Origin of the sequence: Chryseobacterium shigense, assembly GCF_900156575.1 — a bacterium.
Classification (GTDB): domain Bacteria; phylum Bacteroidota; class Bacteroidia; order Flavobacteriales; family Weeksellaceae; genus Chryseobacterium; species Chryseobacterium shigense.
In genome coordinates, this window is record NZ_FTNY01000003.1 from 1 (window position 1) to 19,407 (window position 19,407).

Sequence of the window (19,407 nt, forward strand, 5' to 3'; positions counted from 1 at the left end):
GCTCTTCTGTGCTACTGGATAACTCGCGTTTTTCAGTGGGGCAAAGATAACAACTTATCACATAGCAAAACAAACTTATTTAACATAAAATTTACACAGGGTTTACATTGGGGATAAGTAACTCTGTAAGATTTTGATTTATAATCTATTAATCAAAAAGTAGACTTATCCACAATGAAGGCTTGTAGAATAATGAGGATTCTTACCTAGAAAAAGCGCTTAATTAATACCTTATATATATAGTATCCGATTAAGCATCCTATAGCATCGGCAACGATATCCAAAGATTCCATGGATCTGCCTAATCCCATCTCTTCCTGAAGAATCTCTGTAAGAAAGGCATATATAAGAATGATCTGAAAGAAATAAGAAAATTTGATCTTGGGAAAAGTGGCAATGAAGCAGAAACCCAACATTGCAAATATGCTCAGATGTAAAACTTTGTCAATACCGTCGAACATAAACCAATACTCCTGATTCTCTTCACCCGGCTTGAGGAGCATATAAGTAAGAAATGCCCAATAGATGGGCAAAATCTTACTAAATATTTTTGGAATCTTATCCAATGATTGCCTGGTATTCTTCTGCTGTAAGCAGTTCTGAATGATCTGCACCATCAGCAAGTTCTAACTTAATGATCCACCCGTTTCCATAAGGATCTGTATTCAACAGCTCAGGCTGATCTTCCAATTGTGAATTAAATTCAATCACTTTTCCTGAAATAGGCAAGAATAAATCTGAAACAGTCTTCACCGCTTCTACACTTCCGAAAACAGCTCCCCCTTCAATATCATCATCTACGGTATCTACATCTACGTATACTATATCACCAAGTTCTCCCTGTGCAAAGTCTGTAATACCGATTGTAGCCACATTACCTTCAATCTTGATCCATTCGTGATCTTTCGTGTACTTTAATTCTGATGGTGTATTCATTTTAATTTTTATTTTATACAAATGTATTCAAAATAATAAAAGGTTCAAAGAGGTAATGAATATCTTGACTAAATTTTAGAGTGAAAATAAAAAATCGCTACAAAAGCAGCGACTGAATATATTAGAATAATTTTTTATTTTTTTGATTTCAACTCTTCTATTTCATTCATGAGCTTTTCATTATTTACCTGAAGCTTTTTAAGCTGCTTATTTTGTTCAATGGTATATAATGTAAGTTCTTCAATCTTCTGAAGAAGCTTAATCTGGAACTCTCCAATATTAACCCCTTCTTTTTGCATCTGTGCTGCCGATGCAATTTCAGGAAGGTGCTTTTTATCCTTTATATGTTTTTCTACCTCTTCCAGTTTTGGCAAGTTATAGTTTTCATCAAATACAAAATCAGCTGTAGGAGTAAGAGTTACCTTTACTTCTTTTGCTTCAAATTTACCATTTAACAAAGCGTTTCCATTCTCTCCATTAATTACAAATGATTTTCCCCAATCCCAACCGTTATTAGCTGTATTTCTTGGGGCAATATGTAAAGACTTTCTGGTATCATCCGGCGTGTGGAAAATCCATGAATTAATTCCTCCACTAATAAAGTCACCAAATTTGACATCTAGATTCATATCTGCCATTAATAGCTGATTCCAACTACCCCATTGGCTATCCGCTTGAGAGGCATTTCTATAGAAGACACCTCCATCATTAAAGTTAAGTTGATGTATTTTATTACCAGAACTATTAACCCAAGGTGCTAGAGTAAGCATCGATGAAAAGCTCCCTACTCCTGGTGCCTGTACTACATCTCTTAATTTAAATTCTACTTTTGCTATCTGGCTATAGGTAGAGGGAAGAGAATTGACATCTCTTGTATCCGCAACACTTAAACTTGCAGCCTGCTGGGCATAGGTTATACTTGAAAATATCAATCCAGAAATCAATAGTGTTTTTTTCATATTTTAAAAATTCTATTTTGCAAAAGTACTATATAGAATTGAAAACCTCTTTACTTTGTGAAATAAAACTAAAATCCCCTTCTTGCATAGAAAGGGATTTTTATTTTAGTAATTATGTGTTAATTTTTTTCTTAGAAACCGCCACCTGAGTCTCCAAATGTAAATGTTGCGGACAGACCAGCTCTAATAGTAGAGAGCGGGAATGCAGTCGATATTTTATACTTGGAAGTCATCTGCTCGTAGAATACTCTCAGGTTCAGATTTTCAGAGACGTTGTAATCTGCGGAAATCTTTATATTCATGAGTTTCTGACCTCCTGTAATCTGGGAGTCATTTAACAGGATATTCATAATAGAGGTTTTGCTATCTCTCAGTGAGATATCTCCCCTGATGTTAAGATCGCTTCCTTTTCCTCTGGAACCTCTTGTATTGGCCATTCCTAATCTGAAATTTTTCACGATATACCCAAGCCTCACAACATACTCCGAATTGGAATCTTCTGTAAGGGTATGGTTGACTAATCCTAACAACATCATTCTATTTCTGTTATACTGGAGTCCGAACTGCATATTGTTTCTCATGGTAACATCTATCCCGATAAGTGGTGAGAATGATTCAACGTAACCTACCTGTGAGAATGTAAATGGATTGATATAGTCGTTATTCACATCAAATGCGTTTCCTCCCGAAATCCTGTTAAAATAATCAATACTTGACTGAATTCCTGTCGCAGTATACGTAGCCGTATATCCGTGCAGCAAATCAAATTTCGAGAATTGACCATTAATAATCGGAACATTTCTTAAACCAGAGTAGGTAATCTTCCAGTTTGGAATTGGAATTCCGGCTTTTTTCGCATTTCCAATCTTCTTAACGGATTTTCCTTCAACGGCTGCTCTAAATGCCGGGATCAATACATAAGCGTTGGCAATACTATAATGTTCTGCAAAACCATCAGTTGTCAAGATTTCTCCCATTCCCAGCTGCTGCGAAAGGACCATTGCATTTTCCCTGATCGCCTGGTAAACTGCCTGGGTTTCTTTGAATGATGTTTTAAGAAGCACAACAGAGTTGGAATAAGTCACCTGATCATTCGCGAATGCATAATCGTGATTGGCTGTTCCAAGATTATTACGGTTATTAAATCCAGACTGTGAGAAGTTTCTATTGTAATTATGCAATGCACTAAGATCAATTCTAAAATCATTCATTGGAACGATCTGTAAATTGGCCCTTAATTCCCTGGTGGACATTTTCACATAAGGATCGGTCATGTAAGGTGAATCACTTACCCACCCATTTTCTAACACCGTTCTTCTGATATCAGCCTGAGATCCAAAAAGGAATCCAAGCGTAGGACCTCCAAGAGTCTGACCATAACCATACATATTCGGAGCTGAAAGTAAACCTGGAAGTACTGTTCCATTATTTTCAGTATAGTTAATATCTAACTGCTTGAATGATGTCAATACGAAAGCTGCACTTTGAAGTATGGTCAGTTTATTTTTAAATTTATAGCTCTTAAATTTATATCTCCTCTTTTCCCACTGCTGCGTATATACATTGTTTAATGAATCTATTTCCTGCTTACGTTTCTGCAATTTTGCGGAGATATTTTTAAAATACTTAAACTGTCCGAAGAACTTTGGAATATCTGCTGTAGCTGTAGCCTGAATAACATTCGTATTCTGCCCGACAGACCCCAGACTTCCTTCCGGACTTGAAAGGAGCGCAGTAGATCTTGCATTCCAATTGTACGTAAAACCATATCCTACTTCTGCATCGATGAAATCCAAATAAGGAAGGTACTGGAACGGCAGTTTGTAATTCAGCTGTACTCTATGATTGTACAATACCGGTCTCCCTGCTCTGAATACATTTCCAAAAATGGATTTATCATTCATCCCATTAACATCTACGTTATCGTTAAGGGTTCTTGTTGCAGAATTAATTTCAAGTTTTAATGATTTTGTAAAGTTGAATCCTAAACCGTACTGCCATCCGAAGAAGAAGTTTCTGTTTTTGATCGCTGCAAAACTATCTCCTGTATTTCCACTTAAGATTGCTTCCACATTTCTGAATTCAAGCTCGTTATAATTTCTGTCTACTTCAGTTCTGAAAGATAGTCTTGTAGGAATCGGATTGAAATTAAATTCTTTTACCCATTTCAGATATTTTGTAGATTTTGCCGTATCACTGATCATTTTGTTAAACGGCTTAATTACCCATGGCTTGAAGGTATAGTTGTAATCAACATATCCTCTCAGATACTGTCTGTAGTTTCTTGAAGTATAAATATCTCTGAAATAATCATCATTATAGACAGCAGTTACAGAAACGTTTTCAATATCGTAGAACTTAGGTTTTTTATTTGGATTTACCCTTTCCTTGTGCATATTGACCACCCCAATACTTCTTTGCTGCGTATAAGTTCTCGCTACTTTCTTCAGTTGTTCTTTATTGGCGGCTTTACTGAATTCCACATCGGTGTCAAGAGGATTGTATTTTGGATCCTCAATCGTTTGTGAATAGGAATAGTTCAAAGGGATTTTCATTCCACTTTTTTCAGGAAGGAATTTATCTACGTTTACTGCGGTATTAATACTGAATGCAGACTGAGTAGACTGGTTTCTTTCTGAAGGTTTTGAATCTATATTTCCGAAACCTACAGAGGTATAGGAAGCACTTGTATTTACTGTTGCAAAATCCCCAAGGTTAAAGTTCAAACTTGCGTTACCTGCATAACCTCCATCATTTTCAATTTCTGACAAACGAATCTCATTTACCCAAAGAATTCTGGTTACTGGTTCGGTTCGGTTTGTATTTCTTACCCCGATCATAATCGTCGTGATATTTCCTAAACTTGGACGTCCTTTGATATAAATTCTTTTGGAGTTATCCCCAAAAACATTATCCATTATTCGATCAACAATATTCGATGAGCTTTTATCTCTTCTGATTTTGGCATCTACAAAATTCTGGATCTCGAAATCAACGTTGTTTTCAACAGGCCAGATTTCTAAAGGTGATGTTGCGTTACTTTGGGTCAACGTCATTTCAGATTCATATTCGTAATAGTTATCTGTAGCATCGCTTCCGAAACGGATAAAGAATTTCGCTTCTTTATCAATACCTACATCTCTGGTATTTGGAGACTGGTCATGTACAAAAAGTTTTAGCTTTTTGTATCTTCTCATGTCTAATGTTGTATTTTTAAATACCCCCCTTGCTTCTCCTGCAAGATTTTCCACTTTCATGTAAAGTGAAGCTTCATTCTGTCTCTGTGCTCCAGCATTTCCACTTAATACCTGTCTGTCAATTCCCGGAGGAAGTACATACGGAGGTTGATTCAAGGCATTCTCTTCAATGTTTACACTTCCTACTTCGAAGTTATTGTTTTGCGCTAATCCTACACCTTCCTCTTGTGAATTCACTGATGGACTGGCAATTTTATTTGGATATCTTCTCCAGTCTGATCTTACAAGATCCATTGTCCCGAATCTTATCGTGGAAGTATTTTCAAAACCGGCAAGCATTAATCTCGCAAATCTTACATTATTAAGTACAGAGGCACTTCTCTCTCCTTCCGCTTCAGTTTCTGCATATTTGGAAACGGGGATTCTGAACAGGTACCACTTCACATCTGAAGTCTGTCCGTTCTGGAAAGTAGCTTTTACCGTTTTTACATCTACAACATTATTTTGTCCTAATGCAAGACTCGGCTTATCAAGTTTAATGACATATTCATTATAGCTTTCTGTCTGATCAAGATTATAATCTTTGTTGATATCTTCTGCGTCCGGAGTCTGGGAAGCCACTTCTAAAGAGTTGGCCTGAGAGTTTCCTTCCGGGTTTCTGAAATATTTATATCTCTGAACAAGTGATGCGGCCTGGTTACCTGTAAATTTATCAGACATAAAAAATACAAAATCATCTACTGCCGGATCCACTAAATTGGTTACCGGGTTAACGAATGTATTTCCGAATCTCATCGATTCCTGATCAGAGCTTAAACCGTCATATCCTAAATCCTGAGCCTTTCTGTCGTCCCCTTCACTTGAGAAAGCATAAAGGATAGGTGGCTGTTTTGGCTGTACCCCCCAGGTAGAGGTAGTGGTAGTAGAAGGTGCTCCCGGAGTAGGAAGTCCGTTTTCATATTGCATCTTACCATCTTTCAGGATGTCTTCGGAAACGTTACCTAATTGAAGTAGAAGTCTTGCTCTGTCTCCTAAGGTATTTCCATCGGCATAAGGATCCATCATCCAGAATTCAACATATTCAATATTGGAATTGACGAAATTGGAAACGCTGATAGGTCTCATAATACCCGCCCATCGCGCTGCTGCTGTTTCGGACCCTGGGTTTACGTTGTAAGGACCTCTTTCCTGCGGATAGTAAGATATATCTAAAGTATTGGTGAAGGTCTGTTCACCCGCCACAAAATCTCTGTTGTTATAAATCTCGGAATACTGAACTCTTCTGGATGCGTGGTTTGAAACAGACTGCGCAGTGATTCCCGCAGGTGCTCTTCCTCCTACTCCCCAGAATCTCGGGTCAATGTTATACCATGATAAAAGTCCTCTCCCGTAGCCACTCGTTAAAGCGTCATTAGCTGGTGCCCCGTTAAATGGAGCTGCAAGATTTTTTTCAGGTCTTGAAGCAAGGCTCCATGCAGCAGGTTCTTTTAAGGAAATTTTAGAAGTTGTCTGTTCGAAGTCATCTACATAAGACTGATCATTTGTTCCTTTATTAAGTCCCGGAAGCAAATAAGCTGCTTCCATTTTGAAGTTCAGATTGGATGGAGCTTCAGTATTGACAAATGGAATTTTATCGGTCAATCTGGTCAGGAAAGGAATCTGATTGTTGTACATCATATTGATCCCTGCCATTGTATTATTAACAGCTTCCTGCCCATAATTTACTTTCTGGGTAAGTGGAGATTCTGAATAGTTAACAACGGTTCCTCCTAATATAAAATTTTCATTGAATCTTCTTTCCAGGTTCAGACCTAAGAATCTTTTTCTCTGGGTATTAAAGGTAAGCTGGTTTTCCAATGAGATATTGATGGCCTGTCCGGACTGTTTAACATTCTCGTTAATTACGGTTACTGTACCCAGCATATAGTCTACGGTATAGTCTACTCCTTCTGTCAGCTGAACACCATTGGCAGAAACTTTAACAGATCCCTGCGGAACATTTACGGCTCCAAGAGAAATTCCTTGTCCCTGTGTTCCTTTGTAGCGTCCCTCTATGGTATAACGCTGTGCAAGATTACTGGAAGTAGCGACCTGTTTTTGCTGTCTGTACAGATCTGTAAAAACAAATTGAGGATCGTTCCCGACCTGACTCTGCATAAAACTTCCGAAAGGCTGTACTTTGGTGAAAATAATTCTCCCTGTTTCCGGCCGTATCGTGATTCCATTAACAAAGTCAAAAATACCATCTCCCAGTACGCCTCCACTAGCCTGAATGTCGCCATTCATGTTAAGACGGTCCCAGTTCAGTAATTTAAGTAAATTTTTATCCTGAACACTGGTTCCCGGAAGGTAGTTTACTTTACCCCCTGTTTTAGGATCTCTGTAGAAGACGTTAAGAATAAAGCCATCCTGGGCTACCTGCCCTGCATCCAGAGAATAGATGTTCTTCATCATCAGGTCCCACATCGGAGACTCTGTATTCACTTTGTTGTTTACTCTAAGAACTTTAGTTACCAATACCGGGCTTTCTTCGGAGAATTCTCCTACTTTATACACCTTATTGGAACCATCTGTATAAGAGTATGAAACGGCTAAAAGCTGATTTTCGTTTAGTTTTTGATTTAATGAAATGTATCCTAACTGCGGCTGTAATGTGTACTCATTGGCATTCAGTCTTCTTGCTTTTGTGTTAAAAATAAACTGTTCTCCGTTATCATATGGCTGCAAACTCCCCGGGAAACTTTGCCCCTGAAAGGTTGTTGCATAGTTTTTCCCTGCTTCCCTTGTTCCTATGGCTGCATTAATAGATGGGTACAATCCATTCTGAGAGTTGTCCGGCAATCCGGAAGCTCCTTCTCCCAAGTCTCTGATCCCGATAATACTTTTCTGATATGCCAGATTACTGTTTCCCTGATCGAGTACCCAAACTTCCAATCTGGTAATGTTCACGGTGGAATTGATCTGTGGGTAATTGGCTAATGCATTATCATAACGGTCCAGGAAATAGTGTCCCAGAAAGAAGTGCTGATTGTCTTCATAGTCAATTGCGTTGACCTTAAAGTTGTTCATGACTCCTCCACCCTGTACTACGATATTACGGGCCTCCCCTTGTTGCTGAGAAAGGACTACTGTTCCGTAGGTTTTCCCGAGCTGGAATTCTGTTTTCACCCCGAATAATGACTGAGAACCACGGATAAGACTGGTAGAAAGCGGCATATTTACGTTACCGAATTCTACTCTTTTTATAATTTTATCTTCTCCTCCTGCGCTAGGTTTATCCACCTCTCCAAGACCTTTGGACTGAAGATCCTTCCAGTTCCCTTTCGCTTGCCATACGAGATTCATTCTATTCTCAAATGCGAAACCACTCTGGGTATCGTAATTGGCTTTTAACTGTAGATTTTCTCCTACTTTACCTAATAATCCCAGCTGTATTCTCTGATCGATATCAAAAGTAAAACTGGTCCTGTTTTGTGGCAGGATCAGGGGGTTATCAATTTTTTGGTAGAGTCCGGCAAAGTCTAAAGAGGCATATCCGGATGGAATGATTTCAATTTTATTGCTTCCGAAAATAGTTTCAAACAACTTATTGTTGATCATTAAAGACGGAATAAGTCCCTGCTTTCGGGCATCGGTTCTGTCTCTTCTGAAAAGAAGGCTGTATTTATCGGATTTTTCTTTGTAGTAAGCTTTGGTCTGGGTAGCGAGCATAAATTCTTTATACTCTTCCGGAGACATTGCTGTAGGAGGACCGGTGTATGTATTCCCTATTTTTGGATAGACGTAATACATTCCGGTTTTTATGTCGTAAAAGGCTTCGTACCTTGTGGGGTCAGCCAGTTGATAATCTTTCTTTATGATCGCAGTATCCCGTACCTGTTGTGCAAAGGCACTTACTGACATACAGAGGAACGACAGGAACAAAAATATGTTAAGATGCTTATTATTCGCCACCAAATGTTAAATGTTTTTTAAAATTTGTTTTACCAATTCTTCCACAGTGATTCCCGGATCTTGTTTCATCATTCTGTCTGCAATCTTCTCGCTCATCCGTTTTGGAATTCCTAAAACTTCTAATGCAGATAACGATTCTTCCTTGACTTTATTATCCACGAATGCAGAAATATTTTCCGCTTCAATGCCGAATTTCTGGACTTTATCCTTCAAATCTACTATGATTCTTTCTGCGGTTTTGGCCCCTATTCCTTTAGCTTTTTGAATGAGGGCACTGTTCTTGGAAAGGATGGCTGTAGCGATCTCTTCAAGGCTTAAAGTGGAAAGAAGAATAAGGGCAGAAACGGCTCCTACTCCGTTAACACTTATTAACAGATTAAACATTTCTTTTTCTGAACGAGTGTTAAATCCAAAGAGAAGATGGGCATCTTCCCGGATGATCTGCTGAATATATAAGAATGCAGGCTTATTCAGGGCCAGGGCCTGGGAGGTCATCAAACTAATACCTACATAGTAACCAACTCCTTGTACATTGATTACTGCGTAAGTGGGCGTAAGTTCTTGAACGCTGCCTTGTAAGGAAAATATCATTATTAATTTTTAAAACTCCCAAATATAGCAATTTAAACTAATTAATATTTTCATTTCATCTGCAAATGGCTGTAAGTAGTTAAGGATATTTAATTGCATCTGATAATTCTATGGGATTATTGTACTTTTTAAGTGTAGATTGCATCTTTTTGGTCATTTCCCTGAAATCCGGCTCAATATCATTTCCTTTCTCATCCTTAAATTTCACTTTTACATCTCTTGACTTTATTTCCCTGAACGGATCATTATAATAATCCAGAAATATCTTTTTCAGGTTAGCCGCTGAAACTTCAAGGGGTTTAGGATTGGTATTTTCGAATTCTCTTTTATAAAAATTCTTTTTAAGTGCCGAAAATGAAAATTCATACGACCCTGTGGAGTCTTTCATATGTACAATTAACCCTGGCAATCCTTTGAAAATATAAGGACCTTCCTGAACAGGTATCTCCTGTGTAAACCAGGCTTCCCACTTTCTGCCTTTATAATTGAGAGTAGCTTTCTGGCAGGAATAGCCATATAGTGTAGCAGTTTCTTTCCCGATTTTCCAATTCAGGGTGATGGGTTCTGTAAGTTTGTAAACATCATTGAGCTGAAAGTAATATTTCGATATAAGATTCTGTTTTTCTTTAATCACGTGAAAAAAATTGGTATCTCCTACTACAAAGCCTCTAAATCCGGAATCCCTGATTGAATCTACCTGATATTGTTTTTCAGAAAAGAATTTCGATTTTCCGTCATGGATAAGAAGTACCATTTTTTTAGAGATAGGTTCTGCATTTAAGGAATCTTCTTTATACACCATAACATAATCTATTCTCATAGTCTGGGAATAAAGGTTTTGAATGGCAAAGAAAAGCAGGCTGAGCATTACTATTTTACTACGCATATGTATTCGTTATTTATTTTCAATAATTCCTTCTATATGATAAAACAAATCTTCTTTTTCAAATTGATCAGGGTAAATATAGCCGTTGATAAAAACAGATGGCGTTGCAATAATTCCGTTCTGCACATACCAATCGTTCGAGGCGCTTAAGGCTTCTTTGCTTTTCTCATGATTGTAATCTGATGCCATTTTCCACGATTCGAGGTTGCTGTTTTCAAACCAAAATTGTAAAGCCTTTAAGAACTCCTGAGTTCCCTGAGACAGGAAAATACTGTGAAGTATATACAAAAAGCTGTTTTTCTCTACTGAAGATTGTTTTTTAAAAAAAATATTTATTTTTATTTCATCTTCGTAAGCGAAGATTATCCGGTCGACAATAGTACATATATCTTTACACATTTCACAATAAAGACTTGTAAATAGGGTCAATTCTAAAGTACCGTCACCATTACCCAAAGTAATCATAGATTCCGGTAATTCTTTCTGTTCCTGTTTACCTAATGTATTCATAAAAACATCATAATTTCTGGCAATCCTGTTTTTTCTGATAAGCTGGCTCCTGATTTCTTCATTCTGCTTTAAATATTTTCTGATCCTGAACCACACGATAAGAATAACCAGAAAAAAAATACCATATAAAACGAAAGGGATAAAGGTTTTCAAATTCATATCACATCAGTAAAATATAGGTTTGTAAAAGTAATATAATGATAATCCCAAGGCATAAAGGACAAATTTTTTTCATTCTGAATAACTGGAAAAAAAGAGAGTATCCTATCACCGGGATAATAAATATCAGTAATATTTTCTGGATGGCAAAAAAAATGGCTTCATCCTGATAAGGCAATAAGAACAAAAATCCTATAATGTTAGTAAAAAAGAATACAAGACTATAGTCCCCAAAATAAGAAACAAAGCCCGCTTTTGATGCATCACCGGAAAATGAACAGTCTGTAAAATTTCCGGAGCACACCCTGCTCAATCCAGGGTTTTCTATGCCGAATATTTTTCTTAATGAGAGAACAGACAGAGACAAACCACCTAGTGATAAGAACAAATATAGAAAAGAATACAATTTTGTTTGAGAATAGATATAAACCAGAAACGTCAGAAAAAAAACCGCTGCAAAAAACAGGGGATATCTCTTATCTTTCTTCCTTTTGGAATTCCACTGAGTTTCATCTATCAAAACAACTACATGATTCCATCTGGAAAGTAATTCGTTTTCCGGCATTGTATGTTTTTCATTAACTAAAAAACCTCCATTGGTCTTTTCAACATAGGCAAGTTCCTGCTGATCTTCTGAAAGGGCTATAAAAGTCATGAAATCATCCGGAAGCTCATCTATTTCGGAATCATCTATTTCAATGGCAAAATTGGAGATTTTATTTACATTCAAAGCACTCACTATTGAAAGTAAGCTTGGAAATGCCGGATGGGAATGAATCTGAAACGAAAACTCGCTTCTGTCCAAGTATATATTTTTTTTTTCTAGGTATTGTAAGATATTCGCTATGCTTTCAACCATATAATTTTTTCTTAATTATTGGAAGTCAGCTGCATTTTTATCCCATAATTTTTTGTTGAGATCAAAAAACAGGTTCCTGACTTCAAGGTGAAATTTTTTATTTTGGGGATCTTCCACCTCCGGATTGTTCACATTAATAAATCTCACTACTCCGCCATTATATTTTCTGTAAATATCAACTACATTAAATTTCCCTGAATTATAGGTATACAAAACACCATTCTCCATATTGGCATCTACTATTTTGCCGTAGTCTTTGATGATCTCTTCCAATGTTACGTTTTCATAATAGAATCCCAGCAGATTATTATAAATACTCATATTCGTATACATAAATAAAAATTGTCCGCTGGAAGTTTTTTTAATATTTCTTTTCAATATGTCATCTATATCTTTGGTCTTAAAGAAAATGTATTTTTTGTTGACCGTATTGATCTGATAATCGGCGAAAGTCACAAACTGTATATTTTCTTTGGCAAACTTTAGAGTATGAATATTATTACCCTCTTCATCACTGACTGCGGGTGTATGCTGTAAATAATAGTAATTCTTACAACTCTGCATTGTAAGGCTTAAAAAGAGCAGTGTACACAGTATTCTCAGTTTTTTATTCATATTTTTTTAGTTAAATTCAGCTTTGTATGGATTATAATTACAGCTTACGGCATAGCCATTATCCGTTTTGAAAGGTACATAAACCGCTGTACAGCAGAATCTGAACTCACAAATATTACATGGGGCTATATCATCTTTTTTGATATTCCAAAGCTTTGATAATTCCGGGACTGCATTGTCTTTTATTCTTTCAAATGAATCCGTGATCTTACCATAGCTTATTTCATCCGATATATTAAATTTAATTTTTCCCTGGTCATCTACAAATACAGTTTTATAGATGGAGAGGTTGTAGTTTTTTGCAATGTTATAGGCTGTCGTATTAATATCTAAAGTATTGACATTAAATTTGGGCAAAAACATCTTCGCATCGTTAATCTTTATAAAGATACTCAACACTTCGTTATTCGTTTCTATTTTTTCTTTAGGAGAGTTGAAAAGATATAAAAATTTCAGCCTGTTGTTGTTATATAATTTCCTGTCAATTTTCTGATAGGGAACTGAAAATGATATATTCGTCACTCTTGAATATTCCAATAAGAGCAAAATATCATTTATTGTCCCCATACAGTTTCGGTTATCGATATGAATATGCAGCCTTTTCACCCCCAGCTCAGTGATATTTTTTACAATCGTATCCAGATTATCAATCATGAAATCCGACAATGTGATAGTCATAAACTGTAGGATGGCCGTGTCTTCATTGATACTTTTATCAGCCAACTCAGGAAAGAAAAGCGTATCCGAATAAAAAATAAATTCATTTTTTTGTAAGAAATCAAGATACTTTTTAGCCATTGCATCGGATCTGAATTCTTCAAGGATCAGGTTTAATTTTTTATTTTTAATATGGTTCAAAAAATCGATCATTGTATTGGGCACCAGTTCAATTTCTTCTCTCTGAAGATCATAGATGGCCCCTCGTTCATGTCCTTTAACCGGTATACAACATGAAAATACATGGATATATTTACCTTTGTTATTCTGTAGATATGTTGATTCCATCTTTATATATTCTTAGACAATAGATTTCCGACTGGTGCATGAAAGTATCAATTATTCTGAACGGGCGATCCCTTTTTATTTTTTTTACATCCATGGGGGTTGTATGGGAGAAAATAACAGGAAGCAGTTCTTTTTTCTTCTCATATCCCAGTTCTTTCAGTAATGTTTTTTTCATGTGTTCATTTTTTTTAAGCTGCGTGCTACCTCATAGTGAAGATTATAATTGCATGGCAACGAGGTCATCCTAAACTGTCCCGAAGGATTTATTTCCAGAAAATAGTACTCTCCATCCATCCCTTTTATAATATCCAGCGAACCCGTATCCAATCCCAGATTTTTCATCAGCCTGCCTATCTTTTTATCTACTTCTTCAGGAAGAGCATAAGAAATCATTCTGTTCGGTTTACTGTAATTGTAATGTCTGTAATCCACACCGGTTTGGGAATCCCTCTGAGAGAAAATGGCCATAGGATAGTTTTTCCCGTTTAAATGGAAAACCCTGAGCTCATATTCCTTATCGATTTTCTCTTGAAATAAACTGGGAAAAAAATTTTCATAACGGTCCATTGTCTTAGCCTTAACTTCCTTTGTCATAAAGAAAAATGTTTTATCACTAGCATTGATAATTGTACCGTCTTTTATAGATTTGGTAATATATGGTTTTTCAAAATCCAACAAACTGTTACTGTTTGTTATATAGGTTTCCGGGGTCTTCAATCCTATTTTCTGTGAAGCGACTAAAGCCCCTATTTTATTTAATCTTTTAACACTTAAATAATGATTAAGCCATTTCTTTTCCTTTAAAAATTCAAAAAAAATATCCAATGCAGCAGTATATTCTGCTTTTAAATATTCCAGCATTTCCACATTCGTTTCTCCTGCTAATTTTTGTTTAAATTTATCAAAGAATCCGAATTTCCTGTACCACACACATTTAATATCCGATAAATCTATCTTTCCGAAATGTATATTCTCAACAAACAGCCTGGGTTTGGAAGACTGCTCGTAATGCATTCTGGTGTTTCCATTAAATAAATCCAGATCGTTTATTCTGATAAATTTTTCTCCAAGAATAGCCAAATGTTCCATCACCAGATTGGTATCATCATCATTTGGAGTTGATAAAATTAAAATCATATTTTCTAAAGTTACATAAATAGAGGAAGAGACTGTATCAAAAGTACTCCTCTTCCGGCTTCTTGGTTAACAATTATTTGTCATTCAGGAAATTTTCAGAGTAGAATTTACCTTTTGAGACGGCCTCTTTAGATGTTACAGAAAAGGGATACTAATCGCATCCGTCATTTTTCCCTCCTCCACTAGAATAAATGGTTACAGTTTCTAATACATGAGGATCACTTGCAGTACCCGTTCCTCCACATGGACCGGCTAAAGACACATTAGTTCCTCCCGCTATTCCCACTGAGCCTAACGTTCTGGCTCCAGCAATAACGTCTTTCATGTTCCCTAATTTTTTTCCTTTAAGGTTTTCTAATTTTTTCATAGGTTAAATTTTTAGTTTGATTTGCCACTATTGACATGCTCAATATACAAGTTAAAAATCACCCAACGAAGAAATAATATGCATTTTTCCTGCATTTTCCTTGCAGATAATTTACCAAATATGCAAATTTGTAAAAAACATCATAACATGAAAATTCAGGAAAACTTAAAAAAGCTAAGGATACAGATGGGTTTCTCCCAGTTGCAATTAGGGCAGATATTAGGTACAGATGCTTCAAATTACTCCCGCAAAGAACGTGGAAAAGTTAAAATTTACGATGATGAATGGGAAAAACTTGCAAAAGCACTGAATGTACCCTTGGAGGATATTAAAGACCATCAAGAAAAATCTGCCTTACAGTCCCAAGATCAATTATCAGGTTCCCACATTACTTATTTAAATGTTCCCGATTTTATTCTGGAAACTCAGCAAAAATATATTGAGAAATTAGAAAAAGAAAATATGGAGCTTTTAAAAGAGAATATTAAATTAAAGACACTGAAATAAACTGATGATAGTCCTGAACTGATTTAAAAATATAAATCTGAAAATATAAGAGCCGTTTCACAAGTTGTGAAACGGCTCTTATATTTTTTAAATCTTCTTTTAATGCAGAAGATTCTTATTATTTTTTGTTTTCTCTTCTTTGGGCATCAAGTACGGCTACAGTGGCCAGGTTTACAATCTCATCCACACTTGAACGCATTTGTAAAACGTGTACCGGCTGTTTCAGACCCATTAAGATGGGGCCTATCACCTGTGCTACTTTCATTCCTCTGATGATCTTGTAAGAAAGATTGGCACTTTCAAGATTCGGGAAAACAAAGGTATTGGCAGGCGTTGTTCCTAATTTTGAGAATGGATAATCACTCAAATGGTCTGCATTCATTGCAAAATCCGGCTGAATTTCACCATCAACAACCATTTTAGGATATTTCTCGTGAAGGATGCTTACCGCTTTGGCTACTTTTTTAGAGGTCTCAGAGATTGCTGCAAAGTTTTCGAAACCAAGCATGGCAATTCTAGGTTCTATGGCGAAAGATTTCACTGTAATTTCTGCCATTTTAGCAATATTCACAAGATCTTCTGCTGTAGGATTCTGATTGATGGATGTATCTGCAAAGAAAATAGGTTTCTTCTCTGAAAGGATCATCATCATCGCTGCGACCTTATCTACTCCTTTATCTTTTTCGATCACTTCTAGAACAGGACGAAGCACTGAGGTATAATTTTTAGAGAAGCCAACAATAAGGCCGTCTGTATCTCCGTGTCTCAGCATTAACGGACCGAAATAGTCTCTCTGACGTACATATCTTTTCGCTTTGTACTCGTTCATGCCTTTTCTCTGACGAAGTTTCCAAAGTGTTTCTCTGTATCTTTTTCTGTTTTCTTTCTGATCGTCATCACTTGGATCGATAATCGGGATATCCAGATTGATCCCGAAACGCTCCATCTGTTCTTTGATGTATTTTTTATCTCCTAAAAGACTTGGGAATGCAATTCCTTCTTCGTAAAGAATCTGTGCAGCTTTCAATACGTTGTATTCTTCAGCATTTCCTAAAGTGATTCTCTTCGGATTCGATTTGGCACGGCTCTGCATCATTCTTACCAGCTTCTCGTCTCTTCCCATTCTGTCCAGCAGCTGGTTTTCATATTCTTCGAAGTCTTCAATGGTTTTTCTGGCAATCCCGCTTTCGATAGCAGCTTTTGCTACAGCACTGGATACTTTGGTGATCAGTCTGTTATCAAATGGTTTCGGAATGAAATATTCTCTTCCGAACTGTAAATTCTGAACATTATACGCCAAGATTACAGCTTCCGGTACCGGTTCTTTTGCAAGATCAGCGATAGCGTGTACCGCAGCCAGTTTCATTTCTTCATTGATTCCTTTCGCCTGAACATCTAAAGCTCCACGGAAAATGTAAGGGAATCCCAATACATTATTCACCTGGTTAGGATAGTCACTTCTTCCTGTCGCCATGATCACATCTTTACGAGTTGCAAGAGCCACGTCATAAGCGATCTCAGGATCCGGGTTAGCCAAAGCAAAAACGATAGGATTCTCCTTCATGCTGGAAAGCATTTCCGGTGTCATTACGTTTCCTTTTGACAGACCAATGAAAACATCCGAACCTTTTACGGCATCTTCTAGTGTTTCAAGATCGGTATTGGCAATAAAATCTATTTTCTCAGGCGTCAGGTTTTCTCTTTTATGATTGATAACTCCTTTACTGTCGCACATCAATACATTTTCTCTTTTCAGGCCTAAAGAAATATATAAGTTGGTACATGCAATGGCAGCTGCTCCGGCTCCATTCACCACCATTTTTACTTCTTCGATCTTTTTATTAGCGATCTGAAGAGAGTTGATCAGGGCAGCAGCCGAAATAATAGCGGTTCCGTGCTGATCATCATGCATTAAAGGAATATCAAGCTCTTCTTTTAATTTTTGCTCGATATAGAATGCTTCAGGCGCTTTAATATCTTCAAGGTTGATTCCTCCGAATGTAGGAGCAATCCCTTTGACAATCTGAATAAATTTATCCGGATCTTTTTCATCAATTTCGATATCAAAGACATTGATATCTGCAAAGATCTTAAATAAAAGACCTTTCCCTTCCATTACCGGTTTTGAAGCTTCTGCTCCGATATCACCAAGTCCAAGCACTGCGGTTCCATTGGAAATTACAGCGACAAGGTTTCCTTTCCCTGTGTAGTCGTAAACAGTTTCCGGCTTATCGTGGATTTCCATACAAGGAACTGCTACCCCTGGTGAGTATGCCAATGATAAATCTCTTTGAGAAGAGTGAGGCTTCGAAGGAATAACTTCGATCTTTCCTTTAGGTTCGGCTTTATGATAATCTAACGCGGCCTGATTAAAGTTCTTTTCGTCGCGGTGGGTTTTACTTGACATAGAATTTTGGTTTTTATTAAAGTATATACTTAATATGGTAGTCTACTAAACTTTCGATGGGTTTCTGGACAACATGTCCAACATTTAAATTGAATTCTTCCGCCACTGAGCGTAGAATATCCTCATAGTAATAAGCGATAGAACCGATGAAATTGATCTCGGCCTCTTTTGATTCTTCGTAGGGAATCACCTGGTACTCAAAGAAATCTTTCATTTCTTTATATACCATCTCTTTAAAATAAGGATGATCCTTTCTTTCGATCACAAATTTATTGAAATCAGCCAGATAGGCATTGGGTCTCGGACTGTGATACATATTTTGCAATGCGTCTTCTACAGTCAGGGTATAATTCTGCTCAAATTCAGCAAGAAGGTCTGCAGGCAGCTTTTGCATAAAGTATCTGCGTACAAGCTGTTTTCCAATAGCGCTTCCGCTTCCTTCGTCTCCGATAAGAAAACCAAGGGAAGGAAGTTTTATTTTAAGCTTTTCACCATCGAAATAGCATGAATTGGAACCTGTTCCTAAAATACACACTATAGCAGGTTTTCCACTGTAAGCGGCATATGCCGCAGCCATAAGATCTTCTTTTACAACGATGTCAGCTTTTGTGAAAATCTTTTTCAGCTCCTCTTCAATGGTTTCGCAGTTTTTTTTCACACCACATCCTGAACCATAAAAGAAAATCTTCGTGATGGAGTTTTTGACCAATATAAGACTGCTGTTTTTTTCTATTTCAGGAACGATAAGTTCCCTGTTGATAAAGTTAGGATTAAAGCCGATAGTTTCTGTTTTTAAAAACACTTTTTTGAAATCATCCAGGATCACCCAATCTGATTTGGTAGAACCACTATCAACAATAGCAACCATATTTTACATTTTAGTTTAAGGATGCTAAATTATGAATTTATCTTTAAATAGCGTTTAAAAACAGACTGGAAGCTTCTAATGTTTTATATCAGCTTTTTGATTATTGAACTTTATTAACCAGTCTTCAATTTCATCTTCAAGATAAGAACTCTGAAGCATGATTGCGTTAATAAAATCATCGGGTACAGGCTGGTCTGTAGAATTTTCAAGGTTCCACAATTCGTCTGCCATATTTTCATATTCTGAATACACTCTTTTGAAGCGGGAATTTTCTCTCTCAAGAGCCTCAATATTTTTTTGCTGAAGCTGGAATTTTCTGTATTTGTTTTGACTTTTCATACAAATATTGTTATAAATTGGGTCGTGAAAATTAAGGTAGTATGCGGTATAGTGCGCATTACAAGATAGAAAAAACCATCAACACAAGAAGTTGAAAATGAATTTATTATC

17 protein-coding genes are annotated in these 19,407 nt (G+C 36.7%); 1 reads left to right on the top strand and 16 read right to left on the bottom strand.

Annotation, left to right across the window (positions count from 1 at the left end; genetic code table 11):
• Positions 1-206: 206 nt before the first annotated feature.
• The 13 genes from BW964_RS09510 to BW964_RS09570 form a co-directional block, all read right to left on the bottom strand.
• On the bottom strand, positions 207-533 hold the full coding sequence (locus BW964_RS09510) for a VanZ family protein (RefSeq protein ID WP_076507866.1): 327 nt from the start codon (positions 531-533) through the stop codon (positions 207-209).
• A gap of 25 nt (positions 534-558) precedes the next feature.
• Positions 559-936, bottom strand: coding sequence for a glycine cleavage system protein GcvH (gcvH, locus tag BW964_RS09515; RefSeq protein ID WP_076506786.1), 378 nt, complete (start codon positions 934-936; stop codon positions 559-561).
• Between the two features lie 134 nt (positions 937-1,070).
• Positions 1,071-1,895, bottom strand: a complete 825-nt coding sequence (locus BW964_RS22715) for a cell wall anchor protein (protein ID WP_228432161.1) — start codon at positions 1,893-1,895, stop codon at positions 1,071-1,073.
• A gap of 131 nt (positions 1,896-2,026) precedes the next feature.
• Positions 2,027-8,995, bottom strand: coding sequence for a T9SS outer membrane translocon Sov/SprA (sov, locus tag BW964_RS09525; RefSeq protein WP_076506788.1), 6,969 nt, complete (start codon positions 8,993-8,995; stop codon positions 2,027-2,029).
• Between the two features lie 57 nt (positions 8,996-9,052).
• A complete protein-coding gene (gene ruvA / locus BW964_RS09530; protein WP_076506790.1) occupies positions 9,053-9,637 on the bottom strand; it encodes a Holliday junction branch migration protein RuvA in 585 nt (194 codons plus the stop codon).
• A gap of 79 nt (positions 9,638-9,716) precedes the next feature.
• Positions 9,717-10,523, bottom strand: a complete 807-nt coding sequence (locus BW964_RS09535; RefSeq protein WP_076506791.1) for a GLPGLI family protein — start codon at positions 10,521-10,523, stop codon at positions 9,717-9,719.
• Positions 10,524-10,532: 9 nt separating this feature from the next.
• A complete protein-coding gene (locus BW964_RS09540; RefSeq protein ID WP_076506793.1) occupies positions 10,533-11,192 on the bottom strand; it encodes a DsbA family protein in 660 nt (219 codons plus the stop codon).
• A 1-nt stretch (position 11,193) separates the two neighbouring features.
• Positions 11,194-11,997 (bottom strand): vitamin K epoxide reductase family protein, encoded by an 804-nt coding sequence (locus BW964_RS09545; RefSeq protein WP_165789221.1) that lies wholly within the window; start codon positions 11,995-11,997, stop codon positions 11,194-11,196.
• 69 nt (positions 11,998-12,066) lie between these two features.
• A complete protein-coding gene (locus BW964_RS09550; protein WP_123912031.1) occupies positions 12,067-12,666 on the bottom strand; it encodes a hypothetical protein in 600 nt (199 codons plus the stop codon).
• Between the two features lie 6 nt (positions 12,667-12,672).
• On the bottom strand, positions 12,673-13,671 hold the full coding sequence (locus tag BW964_RS09555; RefSeq protein WP_076506798.1) for a hypothetical protein: 999 nt from the start codon (positions 13,669-13,671) through the stop codon (positions 12,673-12,675).
• Positions 13,646-13,846 (bottom strand): hypothetical protein, encoded by a 201-nt coding sequence (locus tag BW964_RS09560; RefSeq protein ID WP_076506799.1) that lies wholly within the window; start codon positions 13,844-13,846, stop codon positions 13,646-13,648. Before BW964_RS09560 ends, BW964_RS09555 begins: the two co-directional genes overlap by 26 nt.
• Positions 13,843-14,808 carry a grasp-with-spasm system ATP-grasp peptide maturase gene (gwsG, locus tag BW964_RS09565; RefSeq protein ID WP_076506801.1) on the bottom strand — a complete coding sequence of 322 codons (966 nt, stop codon included), beginning with the start codon at positions 14,806-14,808 and terminating at the stop codon, positions 13,843-13,845. Before gwsG ends, BW964_RS09560 begins: the two co-directional genes overlap by 4 nt.
• A gap of 151 nt (positions 14,809-14,959) precedes the next feature.
• Positions 14,960-15,175 carry a hypothetical protein gene (locus tag BW964_RS09570; RefSeq protein WP_073335579.1) on the bottom strand — a complete coding sequence of 72 codons (216 nt, stop codon included), beginning with the start codon at positions 15,173-15,175 and terminating at the stop codon, positions 14,960-14,962.
• Positions 15,176-15,322: 147 nt separating this feature from the next.
• Here BW964_RS09570 and BW964_RS09575 point away from each other — a divergent pair, with 147 nt between their 5' ends.
• The gene (locus tag BW964_RS09575; protein ID WP_076506802.1) at positions 15,323-15,682 is read left to right on the top strand and encodes a helix-turn-helix domain-containing protein; all 360 of its coding nucleotides are present in this window, start codon (positions 15,323-15,325) and stop codon (positions 15,680-15,682) included.
• A 118-nt stretch (positions 15,683-15,800) separates the two neighbouring features.
• Here BW964_RS09575 and BW964_RS09580 read toward each other — a convergent pair whose 3' ends face one another.
• The 3 genes from BW964_RS09580 to BW964_RS09590 form a co-directional block, all read right to left on the bottom strand.
• On the bottom strand, positions 15,801-18,089 hold the full coding sequence (locus tag BW964_RS09580) for an NADP-dependent malic enzyme (RefSeq protein ID WP_076506804.1): 2,289 nt from the start codon (positions 18,087-18,089) through the stop codon (positions 15,801-15,803).
• A gap of 16 nt (positions 18,090-18,105) precedes the next feature.
• The gene (locus tag BW964_RS09585) at positions 18,106-18,957 is read right to left on the bottom strand and encodes an ATPase (RefSeq protein ID WP_076506806.1); all 852 of its coding nucleotides are present in this window, start codon (positions 18,955-18,957) and stop codon (positions 18,106-18,108) included.
• Positions 18,958-19,032: 75 nt separating this feature from the next.
• The gene (locus BW964_RS09590) at positions 19,033-19,296 is read right to left on the bottom strand and encodes a hypothetical protein (protein WP_073335575.1); all 264 of its coding nucleotides are present in this window, start codon (positions 19,294-19,296) and stop codon (positions 19,033-19,035) included.
• Positions 19,297-19,407: the final 111 nt, after the last annotated feature.

What these genes read in the sequence shown, in the direction of transcription:
- gcvH (WP_076506786.1), bottom strand. Translation starts at nt 936, where the DNA reads ATGAATACACCATCAGAATTAAAGTACACGAAAGATCACGAATGGATC.
- BW964_RS09585 (WP_076506806.1), bottom strand. Translation starts at nt 18,957, where the DNA reads ATGGTTGCTATTGTTGATAGTGGTTCTACCAAATCAGATTGGGTGATC.
- ruvA (WP_076506790.1), bottom strand. Translation starts at nt 9,637, where the DNA reads ATGATATTTTCCTTACAAGGCAGCGTTCAAGAACTTACGCCCACTTAC.
- gwsG (WP_076506801.1), bottom strand. Translation starts at nt 14,808, where the DNA reads ATGATTTTAATTTTATCAACTCCAAATGATGATGATACCAATCTGGTG.
- BW964_RS09575 (WP_076506802.1), top strand. Translation starts at nt 15,323, where the DNA reads ATGAAAATTCAGGAAAACTTAAAAAAGCTAAGGATACAGATGGGTTTC.
- BW964_RS22715 (WP_228432161.1), bottom strand. Translation starts at nt 1,895, where the DNA reads ATGAAAAAAACACTATTGATTTCTGGATTGATATTTTCAAGTATAACC.
- BW964_RS09570 (WP_073335579.1), bottom strand. Translation starts at nt 15,175, where the DNA reads ATGAAAAAATTAGAAAACCTTAAAGGAAAAAAATTAGGGAACATGAAA.
- BW964_RS09590 (WP_073335575.1), bottom strand. Translation starts at nt 19,296, where the DNA reads ATGAAAAGTCAAAACAAATACAGAAAATTCCAGCTTCAGCAAAAAAAT.
- BW964_RS09535 (WP_076506791.1), bottom strand. Translation starts at nt 10,523, where the DNA reads ATGCGTAGTAAAATAGTAATGCTCAGCCTGCTTTTCTTTGCCATTCAA.
- BW964_RS09555 (WP_076506798.1), bottom strand. Translation starts at nt 13,671, where the DNA reads ATGGAATCAACATATCTACAGAATAACAAAGGTAAATATATCCATGTA.
- sov (WP_076506788.1), bottom strand. Translation starts at nt 8,995, where the DNA reads ATGTCAGTAAGTGCCTTTGCACAACAGGTACGGGATACTGCGATCATA.
- BW964_RS09540 (WP_076506793.1), bottom strand. Translation starts at nt 11,192, where the DNA reads ATGAATTTGAAAACCTTTATCCCTTTCGTTTTATATGGTATTTTTTTT.
- BW964_RS09580 (WP_076506804.1), bottom strand. Translation starts at nt 18,089, where the DNA reads ATGTCAAGTAAAACCCACCGCGACGAAAAGAACTTTAATCAGGCCGCG.
- BW964_RS09560 (WP_076506799.1), bottom strand. Translation starts at nt 13,846, where the DNA reads ATGAAAAAAACATTACTGAAAGAACTGGGATATGAGAAGAAAAAAGAA.
- BW964_RS09550 (WP_123912031.1), bottom strand. Translation starts at nt 12,666, where the DNA reads ATGAATAAAAAACTGAGAATACTGTGTACACTGCTCTTTTTAAGCCTT.